The following is a 17,797-nucleotide window of genomic DNA, read 5'->3' as shown; positions in this document are numbered from 1 at the left end:
CGTCATTTCCCGTCGGCGCGGGGCGGTTCAGCCTTCGCAGCGCAGCACGCCGGCAATTGTACCGGGCGGCTCCGGGTGCCACCCCCGGATTACCTGACAAGATCATCGGGTACCGAAATGCCGTCCGGACCCGGTCCGGTACCGCAACCACCACACACGGACAAATCGGTGATCGGGGTCAACATGGAGCTGAACGAGAACGCACGGATCGACACCAGTCAGGTCGATGACCGGCGAGGGTCCGGCGGAGGCGGCGGGATGGGCATCCCGATCCCGATGGGCGGCGGTGGCCGGGGTGGCCTCGTGGGCCTCATCATCGCCGTCCTCGTCGCCCTGGTCGGCGGCGGCTTCGGGCTGAACGCCATGACCGGGGGTGACGGCGGCTCGAGCCAGGGCGACAACACCTCGCTGGAGCAGAAGTGCTCGGCGCAGGACGCGCTCCAGCAGCTGGACTGCCGCAACACCCTCTACGTCAACTCGATCCAGGCATACTGGCGCACCGCCCTGCCCGAGGTCTTTGGCGACCAGTACCAGCCCTCCAAGACCGTCTTCTTCAGCCAGGCGGTGAGCACCGGCTGCGGCCAGGCCGACTCCGGGGTCGGGCCGTTCTACTGCCCGGCCGACGACCTGGTCTACATCGACCTCACCTTCTACCGGCTGCTCGCCGACCAGCTCGGCGCGGAGGGCGAGTTCGCCCAGCCGTACGTGCTGGCCCACGAGTACGGCCACCACGTGCAGGACCTGCTCGGCACCGAGGCGCAGATGCGCCGCCAGCAGCAGCGCGACCCGCAGAGCGCGAACGCCCTCTCGGTGAAGCTGGAGCTGCAGGCCGACTGCTACGCCGGCGCCTGGGCCAAGAACGCCACCGGCACCGCCGACGAGGGCGGCCAGAAGATCTTCAAGAGCATCTCCGAGCAGGACATCCAGCAGGCGATCGACACCGCCGAGAAGATCGGCGACGACGCGATCCAGCAGCGCTCGGGCCGCCCGGTGAACCCGGACGAGTTCACCCACGGCACGTCCGAGCAGCGCAAGCAGTGGTTCACCAAGGGCTACTCCACCGGCGACCCGAAGGCCTGCGACACCTTCGGCAGCGCGCGGTGAGTCCGGCCGCCGGCTGATCCACATCCCACCCGGGCCGTCGGCCTGTCCCGCTGGCACACCACCAGCGGTCAGGCCGACGGCCCGCGTCGTGACCGGCGGTGCCGGTCAGCCCAGCAGGGTCACCTGGGCCGGGGTGCTCCGCGGGGTGGTGGTGCCGTCACCCAACTGCCCACCGCTGTTGTCGCCCCAGCACCACAGGCCGCCGTCGGTGCGGATCCCGCAGCTGTGGTTGGTGACGTCGAAGCCGCCGGTCCAGGTGGTGGCGGTGCCGACCGCGGTCGGTGCGGACCGGTGGGTGGTGGTGCCGTCGCCCACCTGCCCCGTGGTGTTCTTGCCCCAGCACCACAGGCTGCCGTCGGTGCGGGCCGCACACGACGTGTCGCCGCTCGCGGCGCTCACCCTGCTCCAGCTGGTGACCGTGCCGACCTGGACCGGCGCGGTCTGGTAGCTGCCGGTCACGCCCAGCTGCCCGTACCCGTTCTCACCCCAGCACCACAGGGCGCCGGACCGGATCCCGCAGGTGTGCGCGTAGCCGGCCGCAACGCCGGTCCAGGTGGTCGCGGTGCCGACCTGCGCCGGCGTGGTCTGCGAGCCCAGGGTGCCGAGGCCGAGCTGCCCGTCGGAGCTGTAGCCCCAGCACCAGAGCGTCCCGTCGGTGCGGACCCCGCAGGTGTGCGCGTAACCGGTCGTGACGCTCGCCCAGTTGGTCGCCGTGCCGACCTGCAACGGGGTGTTCGCCACATAGGGCGAGACGCCGACGCCCAACTGGGAGGTCCGGTTGAAGCCCCAGCACCAGAGGGTGCCGTCGGTCCGCACCGCGCAGGTGTGCGTGGAGCCGGCGCTGACCCGGGCCCAGGTGGTGGCGGTGCCGACGCGTACCGGGGCGGTCCGGCTCGTGGTGGTCCCGTCGCCGAGCTGGCCCCGGAAGTTCGAGCCCCAGCACCACAGCGTCCCGTCGGTCTGCACCCCGCAGGTGTGACTGGAGCCGGCGTCGACACCGACCCAGGTGGCGGTGCCGACACGCGCCGGGGTGCTCCGGTTCGTCATGGTCCCGTCACCGAGCTGGCCGCTGTAGTTCGAGCCCCAGCACCACAGTCCCCCGTCGGCGAGGACCGCACAGGTGTGCGCCCCGCCCGCGGTGACGCTGGTGGCCGCGGGGGCGGCCAACGCGGCGCGCGCCGCGGGGCTGCCACCGGCGGCTGCCGGGCCGACCGTCAGCGCGACGGTGAGGCCGGCGCTCGCGGTGACCAGCGCCGACGCGGCGGCGAGGAGCCGGGCCGCACGGCGCCACCGGGTCCGCAGCCGGCCGTCCTGATATCCGTTCATGTAGTTGTGCTCTCCCAACGATGTCGGTGCCTGGATGACGGAGACGGAAGCTGCCCCGGCGGGTCGCCCGGAGACCCACCACTTCGCTGGCACCGACTTTATGCATCGAGTCGATTCGATGCACCGTCGACGGGTTGGATTGACCGTCTTGAGGGGGATCTTTCCCGCTCAGCGGACCAGAATGTGGACCGCTCGGGCGGCGGAGACCGCGGCGACCAGCACCGCGTGCCGGGGCTCCGGCACGTCGAGCAACCGGTCCGCGCGCAGCGCGGCGAGCGGCGCCAGCCGCCGGTCGGCGAGCACGGTGTCGACCGCCCGCCGGTCGCCGCCGCCGACCAGCGCGGCGAGGGTCGCCACCTCCGGCAGCAGCAGGCGTACGGCCAGCTCCGCCGCGTCGCCCAGGGCGGCCTTCGCCTGGTTGTCGCGCCGCCGGGCGAACCGCTGCTGGGACCACCCGCCGGCGGCGGTACGGCCCTGCACGTACCGGGTGTCCACCTTGGAGACCACCAGGTCGGTGCCGTCGGCCACGCCGACCGCCACCGCGCCCTTGCGGGCCAGCAGCAGCCCCAGGCGGCGCGGCCCGGCCGCGGCGGCGACGAAGCTGGGTACGTCGACGCCGGCCGGCGCACCGGGCGGGGTGTGCAGCTCGGCGGTCGCGCCGTCCGGGGCGGCGAGCAGCAGCCCGTACCCCTGGACGGTGGTGGTGGGCGGGCCGTGCCGGTCGGCGAAGCCCTCGACCCAGCGGGCGACGCGGGCCGGGTCGACCTCGACCCACCGGCCGCCCCCGGCTGCGGGTCGGCTGGTCACCGTCCGACCGTACGGCATCGCCGAGCCGGCCGGCCCGCCAGACTGGGCCGCGCCCCGGACCGAGCCCGGGTCCACCAGCCGGATCAGCGGCGGTCCGGCCCCGGAGCACGGCTCAGTCGGGCAGCAGGGTGACGATCGCGAGGGTGGCGATCAGGGCGCTGGAGACCAGCCCGGTGACCAGGCGTCCGCGCGCGCCGGCCAGTACCCGGCCGACCATGGTGCCGCCGCCGGCCACCAGCAGTTGCCAACTCGCCGAGGCCAGGAACGCGCCCGCCGCGAAGAGCGCGGCGGTGGCCGCGTCCGGGTCGGCGGTGTCCTGGCGGCCGAGCACCAGCGCGGCGAAGTAGACCACCGTGGCCGGGTTGAGCAGGGTCAGGGCCAGCAGCACCGCGTACGCCCGCCCGGGGCTGTGCAGCCCCCGTCCCGCCGGCGCCTCCGCGACCTCCCGGGTCCGGGCCGACCAGGCCCGCCACAGGCCGTGGCCGGCGAGCCCGAGCAGCACCAGCGCGGCGACGATCCGCAGCGGACCGGCGACCGGCGCGATGACCCCGGCCAGTCCGGCGCCGCCGAACGCGGCAACCGCCGCGTAGATCCCGTCGGCGGTCGCCACGGCGAGGGCGGCCGCCGCGCCGACCCGGAAACCGGTACGGGCACTGAGCCCGAGGATGAGGACCGCGATCGCGCCGACCGGGACGGCGACCCCGTAGCCGGCCACCAGGCCGGCGAGGAACGCCCCGGTCACGACGGTGGGCGGCGGGTCGAGGCGGCCGGCGGCAGGGTGCGCTGTCGACGCGCGGCGGTGGCCGCGCGGACAGAGACCTGCTTCGGGTACGCCTCGATCACGCGGTCATCCTGGTCGCCGCCCCCCCGGTCCCGCCACTGGTTTTCGCCCCGCCCGAGCGACGCCCTTACCGGTCGATGAGCTCGCGGGTGGCCGCGCGCAGGCGGGCGCGGGCCACGCCGTCGTACGCCTGCTCGTGGGCGCGGGCCTCGTCGAACCGGTCGAAGTAGCGCCCGGTCACCTTCCCGAGCGCGGAGTCGATGATCAATCGCAGGGTGGGCAGCGCACCGTCGTGCACGGTGACGGCGGGCGCCAGGCCGCTGGTCCGGACCATCGGCGTGTCCATGAGATGGGCGGGGTGCAGTGCGTTCACGGTGATGCCGTGGCCGCCCAGTTCCGCCGCGAGATCGAAGTTACTCATGATCATGGCGAGCTTGGCCCGGCAGTAGGCCTGGACTCCGTCGTAGTGCCGGTTGAACATCAGGTCGTCGAAGTCGATCGGCGCCTGGCCCATCGACGCGACATTCACCACCCGGGCCCGGCCGGAGGCGGCGAGCAGCGGCGTCAACTCCCGGGTCAGCAGGTGGGGTGCCAGGTGGTTCACGGTCAGCCGCAGCTCGTGCCCCTGTCGGCTGATCTCGCGCCGGGTGGGATCACTGCCGCCGCCGACCGCGGCGTTGTTGACCAACACGTCGAGTCGCGGCTCGACCTGCCGGATGCGGTCGGCCAGCCCGCGTACCTGCGCCAGGTCGGCGAAGTCGGCCGGGTAGGTCCGCACGGTCGCCTCCGCGCCCAACTCCCCGGCCACCCGAACCAACCGCTCCGGGTCCCGGCCGTGCAGCAGCAGCGTGGCGCCGCGCCCGGCCAGATCCCGAGCCACCTGCCGGCCCAGCCCGGTGGTCGCACCGGTGATGAGGATGGTCTTTCCGTCCACGAGGCCCCCAAAGCCTGATCTACCATCAAGGCTTTGATGCTAATACGAGCCCTGATCGAAATTCCAGAGGCTACGATGTGCGTCATGGGAATGCCGGCCGGGGAGCGACTCGGCCTCGACATCAAGCGCGCCGAACAGGCGCTCATGGCGGCGAAGAACGCCGCGTTGCGGCCCGCGAACCTGACCGTCGCGCAGTACGCCGCGCTGTTGGCGCTCGCCGATAGCCCTGGCATCTCGGGCGCGGCGCTCGCCCGGTCCTGCCTCGTCACTCCGCAGGCCATGGCGGCCGTGCTGAAAACCCTCGAGGAACGCGGCCTGGTGGCCCGCGCACCGCACCGGTGGCACCGGCACGTCCTCGAGACCCACCTCACCGAGGCGGGCGAGGAAGTGCTGACCGTCGCCGATCGGGCGGCCGTACGCATCGAACGCCGCCTCGCGGACACGTTCACGGACGAGGAGCGACGGACCCTGCGCCACCTGCTGGCGCGCTGCGTGCAGGCGATCGAGGAGCGCGACTGACCGCCGGCCCCGACCACGTGCGGGCCCGCGAACGCGTCGAGCGCGACCCCCGCAAGGGGTGTCGCGCTCGACGGGTGACCGGTCGGTCAGACGTTGAAGCCGAGGGAGCGGAGCTGGTCCCGGCCCTCGTCGGTGATCTTGTCAGGGCCCCACGGCGGCAGCCACACCCAGTTGATCCGGATGTCGCTGACCAGGCCGCCACCCGGTCCGGTGGTCAACGCCTGCCGGGCCTGGTCCTCGATCACGTCGGTCAGCGGGCAGGCCGCCGAGGTGAGCGTCATGTCCAGGGTGGCCACGTTCTCCTCGTCGACGTGGATGCCGTACACCAGGCCGAGGTCGACCACGTTGATGCCCAGCTCGGGGTCGACGACGTCCTTCATCGCCTCTTCGATGTCGTCGACCGCGGCCTTGCCGCCGCCCGCCGCGCCGGCCGGAGCCGTGCCGTCGGTCGCCACGGCGCCGCCGTCCGGCGTGCTGGTTTCGTCGCTGCTCATGCCTTCACCTCCGGGCTCACGCCCACCCCGGCGCGTGCCGCGGCGTCCTTGAACGCCATCCACGACAGCAGCGCGCATTTCACCCGGGCCGGGTAGCGCGCGACACCCGCGAACGCCACCCCGTCTCCGAGCACGTCCTCGTCCGGCGTGACCTGGCCACGCCCGGACATCAACTCGACGAACGCCTCGTGCACCACGGCCGCGTCGTCCGCGGCGCGGCCGCGCAGCAGCTCGTGCAGCACGCTCGCCGAGGCCTGGCTGATCGAGCAGCCCATCCCGTCGTACGAGATGTCGGTGAACACCTTGCCGTCGGTCGCCACCCGCACGGTGATCTCGTCGCCGCAGGTCGGGTTGACGTGATGCGCCTCGCCGACCCGGGCGCCCGGCTCCGCCGTGTCCCGCAGGCCACGGCCGTGCGGGTGCTTGTAGTGATCCAGGATGATCTCCTGGTAGAGCGACTCCAGCTGCATCAGGCTGCCCTCCCGTCGAGTCGCCGGGCTCCCCGCGTCGCCCGGCTCACCGGAACACCTTCCGCACCTGCTCGAGGCCGGCCACCAGCGCGTCGATCTCCGCCGTGGTGGTGTACAGGTAGAACGACGCCCGCGTGGTGGCCGGCACCCCGAACCGGGTGCACACCGGCTTCGCGCAGTGGTGACCCACCCGCACCTGCACACCGAGCGAGTCGAGCACCTGCCCGACATCGTGCGGGTGCACGTCGTCGAGCGCGAAGGAGATGGTGCCGCCCCGGCCCACCGGCACGGTCGGGCCGAAGATCCGCAGCCCCGGCACGGTGGCGAGGGCGTCCAGCGCGTACGCCGTCAGCTCCTTCTCGTGCCACTGGATGGCCCGCATCCCCACCCCGGAGAGGTAGTCCACCGCCGCGCCGAGCGCCACCGCCTCGGCGATGGGCGGGGTGCCCGCCTCGAACCGGGCCGGCGGCGCGGCGAACGTCGACCGGGCCATCGTGACCGTCTCGATCATCGACCCGCCGCCCAGCACCGGGGGCATCGCGGCGAGCAGCTCGGCCCGGCCCCAGAGCACCCCGATGCCGGTCGGGCCGCACATCTTGTGCCCGGTGAAGGCGATGAAGTCGGCGTCGTAGTCGACCACGTCCATCGGCAGGTGCGGCACCGACTGCGAGCAGTCGAGCAGCAGCAGCGCGCCGACCTCGCGGACCCGCTGGGTGATCCGCCCGGTGGCGTTCACCGTGCCGAGGATGTTCGAGGTGTGCACCAGGGAGACGATCTTCGTCCGCTCGGTGACCAGGTCGTCCAGCCCGGACTCGTCCAGCCGGCCCTGCTCGGTGAGCGGGAACCAGCGCAGCGTCGCGCCGGTCCGCTCGGCGAGGAGCTGCCACGGGACGATGTTCGAGTGGTGCTCCATCTCGGAGATGACGATCTCGTCACCCGGCCCGATCCGGAACCGCGGGTCGGCGTCCGGCCGCAGCGAGGCGTTGGAGAACGCGTACGCCACCAGGTTGATCGCCTCGGTGGAGTTCTTGGTGAACACCACCTCGTCCACGCTCGGCGCGTTGATGAACGCGGCGATCTTCGCGCGGGCCCCCTCGTACGCCTCGGTCGCCTCGGTGCCCAGGGTGTGCACCGAGCGCGACACGTTGGCGTTGTGCCGCGCGTAGTGCTCGGCGAGCACGTCGAGCACCTGACGCGGCTTGTGTGAGGTGTTGGCGCTGTCCAGGTAGACCAGCGGGTGCCCGTTGATCTCCCGGTCCAGGATCGGGAAATCGGCCCGCACCCGCGCCACGTCGTAGCGGGGCACGTCGTCGTACTGCGGCATGCCCGCCGGGATCGCGATGGAGCTCATGTCAGGTCAGGCCCGCGCCGCGCCGGCCCCGGCGACGTACCGCTCGTAGCCCTCTTCCTCGAGCTTGTCGGCCAGCTCCGGGCCGCCCTGCTCGACGATCCGGCCGGCCACGAAGACGTGCACGAAGTCGGGCTTGATGTAGCGCAGGATCCGGGTGTAGTGGGTGATCAGCAGCAGGCCGGTGTCGCCGGTGTCGCGGACCCGGTTGACCCCCTCGCTGACCACCCGCAGCGCGTCCACGTCCAGGCCGGAGTCGGTCTCGTCGAGGATCGCGATCCGCGGCTTGAGCAGCTCCAGCTGCATGATCTCGTGCCGCTTCTTCTCACCGCCGGAGAAGCCCTCGTTGACGTTGCGCTGGGCGAACGCCGGGTCCATCTGGAGCTTCTCCATGGCGCCGCGCAGCTCGCCGGCCCAGGTGCGCAGCTTCGGCGCCTCGCCGTCGATGGCGGTCTTGGCGGTACGCAGGAAGTTGGCCACCGAGACGCCGGGCACCTCGACCGGGTACTGCATGGCCAGGAAGAGCCCGGCGCGGGCCCGCTCGTCGACGGACATGGCCAGCACGTCCTCGCCGTCGAGGGTCACCGAGCCGCCGGTGATCTCGTACTTGGGGTGGCCGGCGATCGAGTACGCCAGGGTCGACTTGCCGGAGCCGTTCGGGCCCATGATCGCGTGGGTCTCGCCCGACTTCACGGTGAGGTCGACACCGGCCAGGATCGGCTTGAGCTCACCCTCGGGCAGCTTGACCGACACCTTCAGGTCGCGGATCTCCAGGGTGCTCATCAGCGGGTCACTCCATTGCTCGGCAGCGGGCGGCCGTCGGCGCCCACGGGAAGGTAGATGTCGCCGTCGCGGACTTCGACGGGATAGACGGGAACAGGTTCGGTCGCGGGCAGCCCGGTGGGCTCACCGGTACGCAGGTCGAAACGGGATCCGTGCAGCCAGCATTCCAGCGTGCAGCCGTCGACCTCGCCCTCGGAGAGGGGCACCGCGGCGTGCGAGCACTCGTCGTACACGGCGTAGAACGCGTCGTCCTCGGCGTGCACGATGGCGATCTGGGTGCCGTCGACGTCGGCGCTGATCACGGTGCCCTTCGGCACGTCCTCGGTGGAACAGATCTTGATCATCAGGCGCCGGCCTTGGAGAGGCGGGCCTCGATCGCGTCACCGAGCCGCTCGCGCAGCTCCTCGACCGGGATCTTGTTGATCAGCTCGGCGAAGAAGCCGCGCACCACCAGGCGGCGGGCCTCGGACTCCGGGATGCCCCGGGCCATCAGGTAGAAGAGCTGCTCGTCGTCGAAGCGGCCGGTCGCGCTGGCGTGGCCGGCGCCGGCGATCTCGCCGGTCTCGATCTCCAGGTTCGGCACCGAGTCCGCCCGCGCGCCGTCGGTGAGCAGCAGGTTGCGGTTGATCTCGTACGTGTCGGTGCCGGTCGCCTCGGCCCGGATCAGCACGTCACCGACCCAGACGGTGTGCGCGCTGTCGCCCTGCAGGGCGCCCCGGTAGCCGACGTAGCTGCGGCAGTCCGGCACCGTGTGGTCGACCAGCTGACGGTGCTCCAGGTGCTGGCCCGAGTCGGCGAAGTAGAGGCCGTACAGCTCGGCCTCGCCGCCGCGCCCGGTGTACTCCACCGAGGTGTACTGGCGGACCAGGTCGCCGCCGAGGCTGACCTGCACGTGGATCACCTTGGCGTCGCGGCCCAGCTTCACCTTGAGGTGCTGGGCCTGCACCGCGTCGTCCGCCCAGTCCGCGACGGTGACCAGGATGAGCTTCGCCCCGTCGCCCACGGCCACCTCGACGTTGTCCGCCAGGGTGGCCGAGCCGACGTGCTCCAGCACCAGGGTCACCTCGGCGAACCGGCCCACCTCGACGACGGTGTGGCCGAGGGCGAGCGCGTCCGCGCCGGCGCCGACCACCCGCAGGCGCACCGGCGCCGCGACCACGGCGTCCCGGGCGACCTGCACCAGCAGCGCCTCGTCGAACCCGCCATAGGCCAGGGCGCTGACCCGGTCGAACGGGGTGAGCACGCTGCCCACCCGCGGGTCGTCCCGGCCGATCCGGCCGACGGTGACGCCCTCGGGCAGATCGCCGTGCTCGTGGCGGACCGTGCCGGTCGCGGCCGGCACCTCGCCGCCGGTCAGGCCACGCAGGCGCTTGAGCGGGGTGAAACGCCACTCCTCCTCCAGGCCGGTGAGGGCCGGGAAGTCGGCGACGTCGTACGAGCGGAGCGCCTGCGACTTGGTCGCGGGCGGCGCGGAAGCCTGGGTAGTCATCTCTTCCTTGGTCTGTCTGTGCCGGGACGACGAGATCTGGGGGCTGGTGCGGCGGGCCGGGGAGACCGGCCCGCCGCCCGGGAGCGGCGGCGTCAGCCGACCGCGCCCTCCATCTGCAGCTCGATCAGGCGGTTGAGCTCCAGGGCGTACTCCATCGGAAGCTCCTTGGCGATCGGCTCGATGAAGCCACGCACGATCATCGCCATCGCCTCGTCCTCGCTCAGGCCCCGGCTCATCAGGTAGAAGAGCTGGTCCTCGCTGACCTTGGAGACGGTCGCCTCGTGCCCCATCGACACGTCGTCCTCGCGGATGTCGACGTAGGGGTAGGTGTCCGAGCGGGAGATGGTGTCGACCAGCAGGGCGTCGCACTTCACCGTGCTCCGGCTGTTGGTTGAGCCCTCCAGCACCTGCACCAGACCCCGGTACGAGGTGCGGCCGCCGCCCCGGGCGATCGACTTCGACACGATGGTCGAGGAGGTGTGCGGCGCGGCGTGCACCATCTTGGCGCCGGCGTCCTGGTGCTGGCCCTCGCCGGCCATGGCGACCGAGAGCACCTCGCCCTTGGCGTGCTCGCCGGTCATGTAGACCGCCGGGTACTTCATGGTCACCTTGGAGCCGATGTTGCCGTCGATCCACTCCATGGTCGCGCCCTCGTGGCAGACGGCGCGCTTGGTGACCAGGTTGTAGACGTTGTTCGACCAGTTCTGGATGGTCGTGTAGCGGCACCGGGCGTTCTTCTTGACGATGATCTCCACGACCGCGCTGTGCAGCGAGTCGGAGGAGTAGATGGGCGCGGTGCAGCCCTCGACGTAGTGCACGTACGCGCCCTCGTCGACGATGATCAGCGTCCGCTCGAACTGGCCCATGTTCTCCGTGTTGATCCGGAAGTAGGCCTGCAGCGGGATCTCCACGTGCACGCCCTTCGGCACGTAGATGAACGAGCCACCGGACCAGACGGAGGTGTTCAGCGCGGCGAACTTGTTGTCGCCGACCGGGATCACCGTGCCGAAGTACTCCTTGAAGATGTCCTCGTGCTCGCGCAGCGCGGTGTCGGTGTCCAGGAAGATGACACCCTGCTCCTCAAGGTCCTCACGGATCTTGTGGTAGACGACCTCGGACTCGTACTGCGCCGCGACGCCGGCGATCAGCCGCTGCTTCTCCGCCTCGGGGATGCCCAGCCGGTCGTAGGTGTTCTTGATGTCCTCGGGCAGGTCCTCCCAGCTGGTGGCCTGCTTCTCGGTGGACCGCACGAAGTACTTGATGTTGTCGAAGTCGATCCCGGTGAGGTCCGCGCCCCAGTTCGGCATCGGCTTGCGGCCGAACAGGCGCAGGCCCTTCAGCCGCAGGTCGAGCATCCAGGCCGGCTCGTTCTTCTTGGCCGAGATGTCCCGGACCACCGCCTCGTTGAGGCCGCGCTGGGCGACGGCCCCGGCGACGTCGGGGTCGGCCCAGCCGTACTCGTAACGACCGAGGGCGGCGAGCTGCTCCTCCTGGGTCAGGGGCTGGACGATCTGCTCGGTCATCTATCTGTCCTCACAGTGGTGACGGTGTTACCGGACTGGGCGCCCGCACGCGGGCTCTGCCGCGGCTGGGTCGGGATGTGCGTGGTGCACACCCCGTCGCCGTGCGCGATGGTGGCCAGGCGCTGCACGTGGGTGCCGACCAGGCGGGAGATCACCGCGGTCTCGGCCTCGCACAGCTGGGGGAACTCGGCGGCCACGTGCGCCACCGGGCAGTGGTGCTGGCAGAGCTGGCCGCCGGAGGCGATCGTGGACGCGTTGGCAGCGTAACCCTCGGCGGTCAGCGCCCCGGCGAGCGCCTCCGCCCGGGCGAGCGGGTCGTCGCCGGCGTCCTCCATGGCGGCCCGGCAGCGCTCCTCCAGCGCGGTCACCTGCTCGGCGGCGAACGCCTCGACGGCCTGCGCGCCGCCGCTGCTGGCGATCCAGCGCAGCGCGGCGGTGGCGATGTTGTCGTAGTGGTGGGTGCCGCACCGCACCCGCGCCGCCTCGGTCAGCACGAAGACCTTCGCCGGCCGGCCCCGGCCCCGGCTGCCCCGCACGACCTGCTCGCGGGCCACCACGTCGCCGTCGGCGAGCATCGCGTCCAGGTGCCGGCGGATCGCGGCCGGGCTGAGCCCGAGCGCCGAGCCGAGTTGGGCGGCGGTGGTCGCCCCCCGCTCCAGCAGCAGCTGGGTGACCCGGTCCCGGGTGGAGAGATCGGCGGACGCGGCCGGCGACGGCTCGAGCTCGGCGCCCCGGAGGGCGCGCGGCGGCCGGGAGCCGTCAGCGGTGACCGCACCGGTCGCCGGCTGGGGCCCGGAGAGCGCCGCCGCGTTTTTCACAACGCCAACGTTACGTAATTCGCCGGAGGGCCGCAAACCCGGGGTCCGGTGATCCCGACCACCGGGCCGGCGGAGTCACCCGATCGTGGTCCACTACGGTGCGTAGGATTCGCTCCGTGAAGGCTTCCGTCCGGTTCCCGGTCTCCGCCGCGCTGCTGCGCCGCCTCGCGTACACCTCGATCATCGCGAACGTGGCGATCGTGGTCACCGGCGGGGGGGTCCGGCTCACCCGGTCCGGACTGGGCTGCCCGACCTGGCCGCGGTGCACCGACGAGTCCTACACCACCACCCCGGAGATGGGCATCAACGGGGTGATCGAGTTCGGCAACCGGCTGCTCACCTTCGTGGTGGGGATCATCGCGCTGGCCGTGGTGCTGGCCGTGCTCGCCCACCGCCCCCGCCGGCGCGGGCTGCTGCCGCTCGCGGTCGCCGTGCTCCTGGGCATCCCCGCCCAGGCGGTGATCGGCGGCATCACCGTGCTCACCAACCTCAACCCGTGGGTGGTCGGGCTGCACTTCCTCGCCTCGATGGCGGTGATCGCCGCCGGGTACGCGCTGTGGAAGCGCACCACCGAGCCGGACGGACCGGTCACCCCCACCGTGCCGGCGCCGCTGCGTACCCTCGCCGCGCTCACCACCGTGGTGAGCGCGGCCGTGCTCGTGGTCGGCACCTGGGTGACCGGCAGCGGGCCGCACGCGGGCGACCAGGGCGCGGCCCGCAACGGGCTGGACCCGGAGGCGATCTCCCAGGTGCACGCCGACGGGGTGTTCCTGCTGATCGGCCTCTCGGTGGCGCTGCTCTTCGCGTTCCGGGCGGTCGGCGCCGCGCGCGCCGCGCGGGCCGCCGGCGTGCTGGTGGCGGTCGAGCTGGGCCAGGGGCTGATCGGCTTCGTGCAGTACTTCACCCACCTGCCCGCCGCGCTGGTCGCCGCGCACATGCTCGGCTCCTGCCTGGTGCTGCTGGCCACCCTGGGCGTGCTCTGGGCCACCCGGGAGCGGCAGCCGGCCGCCCCGCCGGCCCCGGCCGCCCCGACCGGGCAGCGGGTCACCGCCGCCGCCTGAGCCACGCTCCCGGCGTTACCGGCCGACGGCAGCGGGAATGCGCCCCGCGGCAGGACCGTCCGCCGAGGGGAGCCGCCGGTGTCGCGCAAGGGCCTATCCACGACCGTCCCGCAGCGGCTGACCCCGGTGGCCGGCGCGCCGCTGTGGTGCGACGCCCAGCAGTTCGGGCTCACCGGCGACGGCGTGACCAACGACCAGCCGGCGCTGTCCGCCCTGGTGGACCGGCTGGGCGAGGGCTACGAGGCCGACGGCCGGGCCCGGGTGATCTACTGCCCGCCCGGCATCTACTCGATCCGGGACGCCGGCACGGTCTGGCGCAGCGGCGTCTCGCTGCTCGGCGCCGGCCCGGCGGCCACCCGGTTCCTGCTCAGCAACGAGGGCAACCGGAGCGACCCGGTCCCGCTGGCGTACTGGACCACCGTGCAGCACGGCGCGGACCGGGACCGGCACATCGCCGACTGCACGTTCGCCGACTTCGAGATCGACGGCTCCGGTGTCGGCATGGCCCGGTACGACTACCTGGCCAAGGGCCTGGGCCTGCAGTACGTGGTGCGCGGCGTGTTCCGCAACCTCTACATCCACCACACCGGCGCGACCGGCCTGGGCTGCGACTTCCTCCAGGACAGCCTGATCGACGGAGTGGTCGTGGTGGGCTGCGGCCGGCTGGACAACGGCGAGCAGATGGGCGGCGCGGGCATCGGCGTCGGCATCGGCGGCTGGGGCGACGTGGAGCGGCTCACCATCGCCAACTGCACCACCCTCGGCAACGGCACCAACGGGATCTTCCTGGAGCTGCAGAAGGACTACTGGGCGCCGCCGCGCGGCTTCCGCATCATCGGCTGCCACAGCCAGGCGAACCGGTTCGGCATCTCCGACTGGGGCGCCGACGGCCTGATCGTCTCCGGCTGCACGCTCACCAACAACCTGGAGGCCGGCTTCGACGTCTCGGCCAACGGCACGGCCGGGATCGCCGGTCGCGGCGGGCTGCTCACCGGCTGCGTGGTCGACCGCAACGTGGGCGACGGGATCAGCATGGGCAACACCCCCGGCCCCTACGCGGTGCGCGGCAACCGGATCAGCCGCAACGGCGGGTACGGCTACCACGAGCACGACCTCGGCCACGGGTACCGGGGCGCCGCGGCGGACGTGGTGATCGAGGAGAACGACATCTGGGACAACGGGCTCGACGGGATCCGGATCGACCGGCCGATGATCGACGCGGCGGTGGTGGGCAACCGGCTCCGGGACAACGGGCGGCGATCCGGGCCGGCCTGCCGGGGTTCGGGCGACACGGTGCGCTACGGCCCGCGCCGGGTCAGCGACGGGGCCGCGGACTGGCCGGCCGGCGGGCACCGGGGCAAGGTCGTGCACGTCGGCTCGCGGACCGCCGTGGTGGCCGACAACACCGGCACCGAGCTGTCCCTGGCCGAGGTCCGCCCGGACGGCGCGACCGGCTGGAACGAGGCCACCCCGGAGCCGGGCACGCCGTACGAGCTGCCGGCCGGGCCGCCGGAGCGCGCCGGGATCGCGGTGAACGCCCCGTTCGACTCGGCCATCGTGCGGGGCAACCGGATCTGGCACCGGGACGAGGACACCCAGACCTACGGGTTCTGGATCACCGGCGCGGGCAGCTGCGTGTCCTGCCGGGTGGAGGAGAACGACCTCGCCGGCAACGAGGCCGCCGTCCGGCTGGACACCCCGCCGATCGGCGGCCGCTGGGAACGCAACCACTGCGACGAGCGGTGACCCCGGCCGCGACCCGCTCCGGCGCGGGCCGCGGCGTGGGTCAGGACCGGCGGGCCAGGTGGGTGGCGACCGCCTCGGCGAGCCGGTCCGGGGCGCCGTCGGCGTACCCGACGAACAGGCTCGGCTCGGTCAGCTCCAGCTCGACCAGGACGGGCGCCCCGGCCGGGCCGGGAATCAGGTCCACCCGGGCGTAGAGCAGCCGGTCCGGGCCGCCGGGAACGGCGGCCAGGGCCCGCTCGGCGGCGTCCCGCTGGGCGGGCGTGGCCGTCCGGGGCTCGATCCGCTCCTCCTTGTAGAGCGCCGCCACGCCCAGGTCCGGGCCGGTGAGCATCGGCCCCTTGCGGATCGCGTGGCTGAACGCCAGGCCGTCCGGGCCGGCCAGGAAGAGCAGCGCGGTCTCGCCGGCGGTGTCCACCGCGTCGAGGTACGGCTGGACCATGGCGACCCGGCCGGCTCCGCCGAGCCGCCGCAGGTGCGCGGCGGCCAGCTCCCGGTGCTCCGGGTCGGCCAGGTCGTACCGGCCGGTGTCCTGGCTGCCGGCGCTGACCGCGGGCTTGATCACGTACTCGCCGGTGTCGGCGGGCGGGTGCCAGTCCGCGCCCGGCTCCACCCAGGCGGTCGGCACCGTGGGCACGCCGGCCGCGGCCAGCTCGGCCAGGTAGCGCTTGTCGGTGTTCCAGGCGACCACGTCGGCCGGGTTGGCCAGGGTGGGCACGGTGCGCGCCCAGTCGACGAACGCGTCGCGCCGCAGCGCGTAGTCCCAGGGCGAGCGGAGCACGGCCAGGTCGTACGCCGTCCAGGTCACGGCCGGGTCGTCCCAGACCACCGCCTCCGCGGCGATGCCGCGGGCGGCGAGCGGGGCGAGCACGAGCCGGTCGTCCGGGTCGAGGTCGGGCAGGGCGGTGCAGGTGACGAGAGCGACCCGGGGTTTCCCCCGGGTCGACTGGTGGTGATCGGTCAATTTATATCAACGGGACATCGTGCGCCGGGCCATCGACCGCCAGAGGTCGTTGCTCGGACGCATCTGGTCCATCAGCTCACGCTCCCAGGCGTTCTCGACGGTGACTCCCGCCGTGGCGCAGGCCTGCCGTGCCACGTCGGTGCCGTCCGCGAACTGGTCGGCCCACGCTCCGTCGGAACCCACGAGGACGATGCGCGCTCCGCGCTTGCCGACGTACTCGATGACCGCCTTCGCCCCGCCGTGCCCGGCGGCGAACGACTTGATGCCCGCGACCAGGCCGTTGGGGGCCTGCTCGGCGACGGTCTTGTCGGCCGTCAGCGTCGTATCGGAACCATCTGCCATGACGCGAAGCCTAAGCAGACTTCCACCCACGTGTGCGAGAACGATGAACTAATTGTGATGCCAATTACCTACGGGTTTAAGGAAGACCACAGGTGATTCGCCCCCTGTGTCCGCCTATGGCGGGGCGAAACGGACGGCCGGGATCGTCACAGTCTGTCCCACTTCGATAACCCTGCCGCGGCCCGGAAAAAATTCTGATGAATTCCGCGCGCCCGGGAAACCAGCCAGCCCCGGCGGGGCCGGCGGGGCTCACAGCAGGGCGTCGAGCGCGACGGCCGCGAACAGGATGGTGAGGTAGGTGGTGGACCAGTGGAACAGCCGCATCGGCTTGACCGCCTCGCCGCGCGTCGCGCGCCGGCACAACTTGTGCGCCTCGACCACGAAGACGCCGCCGACGACCAGCGCGGTCACCCCGTAGATCGGGCTCATGCCCAGCGGCCAGACGGCCAGCGAGGAGAGCAGGGTCAGCCAGGAGAAGGCCAGGATCTCGGCGTTGACCCGGCGGACCGAGGCCACCACCGGCAGCATCGGGATGCCGGCGCGGGCGTAGTCGGTCTTGTACTTGATCGCCAGCGCGTAGAAGTGCGGCAACTGCCAGAAGAAGACCACCAGGAACAGGCCCCACGCGGCCGGCGCCAGCGAGCCGGTGACCGCCGCCCAGCCGATCAGCACCGGCGCCGCCCCGCAGATCCCGCCCCAGAAGGTGTTCGCCGCCGTGGTCCGCTTGAGCCAGAGCGTGTAGACCAGGTCGTAGTAGGCGATCGCGGCGAGGGTGAGGCCGGCCGCCAGCCAGTTGGTGGTCGCCGCCATCAGCGCGACCGAGATCACCGCCAGCACCAGCCCGAAGATGAGCGCGCTGCGCGGCGACACGGTGTGCGCGGGCAGCGGCCGGCGCTTGGTGCGCCGCATCAACTGGTCGATGTCCCGGTCGATGTAACAGTTGAGCACGCTGGCCGCGCCGGCGGCGAGCGAGCCGCCGACCAGCACCACGGCCACCAGCCAGAGCGACGGCATCCCGCCGTCGGCGAGCATCATCGCCGGCACGGTGGTGACCAGCAGCAGCTCGACGATCCGCGGCTTGGTCAGCGCCACGTACGCGCTCACCACGGCCCGGACGTCCCGCCGGCCGGCCGCCGGCGTCTCCGTCAACGTGCTCACCGGCGGCTGCCCGGCAGAGTTGCTGACGGGGCGCTCGGTGATCATGCTCACGGATTGCCACCTTCCGGCTTCGGCGGGGGAGGTCGGGGTCGGCCCGGACCCGCCCGGCGGGCCCACACACCGCCCCACACAC

At 72.5% G+C, this 17,797-nt stretch carries 19 protein-coding genes; 4 read left to right on the top strand and 15 right to left on the bottom strand.

Annotated features, from left to right (window positions below; all coding sequences use genetic code 11):
• The first annotated feature begins 183 nt into the window (after positions 1-183).
• Positions 184-1,104, top strand: a complete 921-nt coding sequence (locus tag AB0I11_RS21710; RefSeq protein WP_357323322.1) for a neutral zinc metallopeptidase — start codon at positions 184-186, stop codon at positions 1,102-1,104.
• Between the two features lie 105 nt (positions 1,105-1,209).
• On the opposite strand, the gene AB0I11_RS21705 is transcribed toward AB0I11_RS21710, so the two are convergent.
• The 4 genes from AB0I11_RS21705 to AB0I11_RS21690 all read right to left on the bottom strand — a co-directional run bounded on the left by AB0I11_RS21705 (position 1,210) and on the right by AB0I11_RS21690 (position 4,952).
• Positions 1,210-2,430, bottom strand: coding sequence for a hypothetical protein (locus tag AB0I11_RS21705; RefSeq protein ID WP_357323199.1), 1,221 nt, complete (start codon positions 2,428-2,430; stop codon positions 1,210-1,212).
• 168 nt (positions 2,431-2,598) lie between these two features.
• Positions 2,599-3,237, bottom strand: a complete 639-nt coding sequence (locus tag AB0I11_RS21700; protein WP_357323196.1) for an acVLRF1 family peptidyl-tRNA hydrolase — start codon at positions 3,235-3,237, stop codon at positions 2,599-2,601.
• Between the two features lie 112 nt (positions 3,238-3,349).
• Positions 3,350-3,979 (bottom strand): LysE family transporter, encoded by a 630-nt coding sequence (locus AB0I11_RS21695; protein WP_357323193.1) that lies wholly within the window; start codon positions 3,977-3,979, stop codon positions 3,350-3,352.
• 166 nt (positions 3,980-4,145) lie between these two features.
• On the bottom strand, positions 4,146-4,952 hold the full coding sequence (locus AB0I11_RS21690) for an SDR family NAD(P)-dependent oxidoreductase (protein WP_357323190.1): 807 nt from the start codon (positions 4,950-4,952) through the stop codon (positions 4,146-4,148).
• 84 nt (positions 4,953-5,036) lie between these two features.
• Here AB0I11_RS21690 and AB0I11_RS21685 point away from each other — a divergent pair, with 84 nt between their 5' ends.
• Entirely contained in the window at positions 5,037-5,471 is a 435-nt protein-coding gene (locus AB0I11_RS21685; RefSeq protein ID WP_357323187.1) for a MarR family transcriptional regulator, read from the top strand.
• An 86-nt stretch (positions 5,472-5,557) separates the two neighbouring features.
• Here AB0I11_RS21685 and AB0I11_RS21680 read toward each other — a convergent pair whose 3' ends face one another.
• The 8 genes from AB0I11_RS21680 to AB0I11_RS21645 all read right to left on the bottom strand — a co-directional run bounded on the left by AB0I11_RS21680 (position 5,558) and on the right by AB0I11_RS21645 (position 12,243).
• Positions 5,558-5,965, bottom strand: a complete 408-nt coding sequence (locus tag AB0I11_RS21680) for a metal-sulfur cluster assembly factor (RefSeq protein WP_357323184.1) — start codon at positions 5,963-5,965, stop codon at positions 5,558-5,560.
• Complete coding sequence (gene sufU, locus AB0I11_RS21675; protein ID WP_357323181.1) at positions 5,962-6,435, bottom strand: Fe-S cluster assembly sulfur transfer protein SufU; 474 nt, start codon at positions 6,433-6,435, stop codon at positions 5,962-5,964. The genes AB0I11_RS21680 and sufU overlap by 4 nt, the downstream gene beginning before the upstream one ends.
• 46 nt (positions 6,436-6,481) lie before the next feature.
• Positions 6,482-7,786, bottom strand: coding sequence for a cysteine desulfurase (locus AB0I11_RS21670; RefSeq protein WP_357323178.1), 1,305 nt, complete (start codon positions 7,784-7,786; stop codon positions 6,482-6,484).
• A gap of 6 nt (positions 7,787-7,792) precedes the next feature.
• Entirely contained in the window at positions 7,793-8,566 is a 774-nt protein-coding gene (gene sufC / locus AB0I11_RS21665) for a Fe-S cluster assembly ATPase SufC (protein WP_357323175.1), read from the bottom strand.
• Positions 8,566-8,910, bottom strand: a complete 345-nt coding sequence (locus tag AB0I11_RS21660) for a non-heme iron oxygenase ferredoxin subunit (protein WP_357323172.1) — start codon at positions 8,908-8,910, stop codon at positions 8,566-8,568. The genes sufC and AB0I11_RS21660 overlap by 1 nt, the downstream gene beginning before the upstream one ends.
• Positions 8,910-10,055, bottom strand: a complete 1,146-nt coding sequence (gene sufD, locus AB0I11_RS21655; protein WP_357323169.1) for a Fe-S cluster assembly protein SufD — start codon at positions 10,053-10,055, stop codon at positions 8,910-8,912. Before sufD ends, AB0I11_RS21660 begins: the two co-directional genes overlap by 1 nt.
• A 92-nt stretch (positions 10,056-10,147) precedes the next feature.
• Entirely contained in the window at positions 10,148-11,578 is a 1,431-nt protein-coding gene (sufB, locus tag AB0I11_RS21650; protein ID WP_357323165.1) for a Fe-S cluster assembly protein SufB, read from the bottom strand.
• Entirely contained in the window at positions 11,575-12,243 is a 669-nt protein-coding gene (locus AB0I11_RS21645) for a transcriptional regulator (RefSeq protein WP_357323318.1), read from the bottom strand. The genes sufB and AB0I11_RS21645 overlap by 4 nt, the downstream gene beginning before the upstream one ends.
• Before the next feature lie 251 nt (positions 12,244-12,494).
• Between AB0I11_RS21645 and AB0I11_RS21640 the strand changes: the two genes are divergently transcribed.
• Both AB0I11_RS21640 and AB0I11_RS21635 read left to right on the top strand, forming a co-directional pair.
• Entirely contained in the window at positions 12,495-13,457 is a 963-nt protein-coding gene (locus tag AB0I11_RS21640; RefSeq protein ID WP_357323162.1) for a COX15/CtaA family protein, read from the top strand.
• A gap of 78 nt (positions 13,458-13,535) precedes the next feature.
• On the top strand, positions 13,536-15,203 hold the full coding sequence (locus tag AB0I11_RS21635) for a right-handed parallel beta-helix repeat-containing protein (protein ID WP_357323159.1): 1,668 nt from the start codon (positions 13,536-13,538) through the stop codon (positions 15,201-15,203).
• A gap of 40 nt (positions 15,204-15,243) precedes the next feature.
• Here the strand turns inward: AB0I11_RS21635 and AB0I11_RS21630 are convergent, their stop codons facing one another.
• From AB0I11_RS21630 to AB0I11_RS21620, 3 genes are all read right to left on the bottom strand, one after another.
• Positions 15,244-16,164, bottom strand: coding sequence for a hypothetical protein (locus tag AB0I11_RS21630; RefSeq protein WP_357323156.1), 921 nt, complete (start codon positions 16,162-16,164; stop codon positions 15,244-15,246).
• A 6-nt stretch (positions 16,165-16,170) separates the two neighbouring features.
• Positions 16,171-16,506, bottom strand: a complete 336-nt coding sequence (locus tag AB0I11_RS21625; RefSeq protein ID WP_357323152.1) for a hypothetical protein — start codon at positions 16,504-16,506, stop codon at positions 16,171-16,173.
• A gap of 249 nt (positions 16,507-16,755) precedes the next feature.
• The gene (locus AB0I11_RS21620; RefSeq protein WP_357323149.1) at positions 16,756-17,715 is read right to left on the bottom strand and encodes a heme o synthase; all 960 of its coding nucleotides are present in this window, start codon (positions 17,713-17,715) and stop codon (positions 16,756-16,758) included.
• Positions 17,716-17,797 lie beyond the last annotated feature (82 nt).

This window comes from Micromonospora sp. NPDC050495 (assembly GCF_040655175.1).
In the GTDB taxonomy this organism is placed as follows: Bacteria; Actinomycetota; Actinomycetes; order Mycobacteriales; family Micromonosporaceae; genus Micromonospora.
Note: the sequence above shows the minus strand (reverse complement) of the source record. Positions and strands in the feature narration are given on the sequence as shown.

Bases quoted from the DNA above. Each gene is read 5' to 3' on its own strand.
- AB0I11_RS21710 (WP_357323322.1), top strand. From the start codon at position 184: ATGGAGCTGAACGAGAACGCACGGATCGACACCAGTCAGGTCGATGAC.
- AB0I11_RS21705 (WP_357323199.1), bottom strand. From the start codon at position 2,430: ATGAACGGATATCAGGACGGCCGGCTGCGGACCCGGTGGCGCCGTGCG.
- AB0I11_RS21685 (WP_357323187.1), top strand. From the start codon at position 5,037: ATGGGAATGCCGGCCGGGGAGCGACTCGGCCTCGACATCAAGCGCGCC.
- AB0I11_RS21680 (WP_357323184.1), bottom strand. From the start codon at position 5,965: ATGAGCAGCGACGAAACCAGCACGCCGGACGGCGGCGCCGTGGCGACC.
- sufU (WP_357323181.1), bottom strand. From the start codon at position 6,435: ATGCAGCTGGAGTCGCTCTACCAGGAGATCATCCTGGATCACTACAAG.
- AB0I11_RS21670 (WP_357323178.1), bottom strand. From the start codon at position 7,786: ATGAGCTCCATCGCGATCCCGGCGGGCATGCCGCAGTACGACGACGTG.
- sufC (WP_357323175.1), bottom strand. From the start codon at position 8,566: ATGAGCACCCTGGAGATCCGCGACCTGAAGGTGTCGGTCAAGCTGCCC.
- AB0I11_RS21660 (WP_357323172.1), bottom strand. From the start codon at position 8,910: ATGATCAAGATCTGTTCCACCGAGGACGTGCCGAAGGGCACCGTGATC.
- sufD (WP_357323169.1), bottom strand. From the start codon at position 10,055: ATGACTACCCAGGCTTCCGCGCCGCCCGCGACCAAGTCGCAGGCGCTC.
- sufB (WP_357323165.1), bottom strand. From the start codon at position 11,578: ATGACCGAGCAGATCGTCCAGCCCCTGACCCAGGAGGAGCAGCTCGCC.
- AB0I11_RS21625 (WP_357323152.1), bottom strand. From the start codon at position 16,506: ATGGCAGATGGTTCCGATACGACGCTGACGGCCGACAAGACCGTCGCC.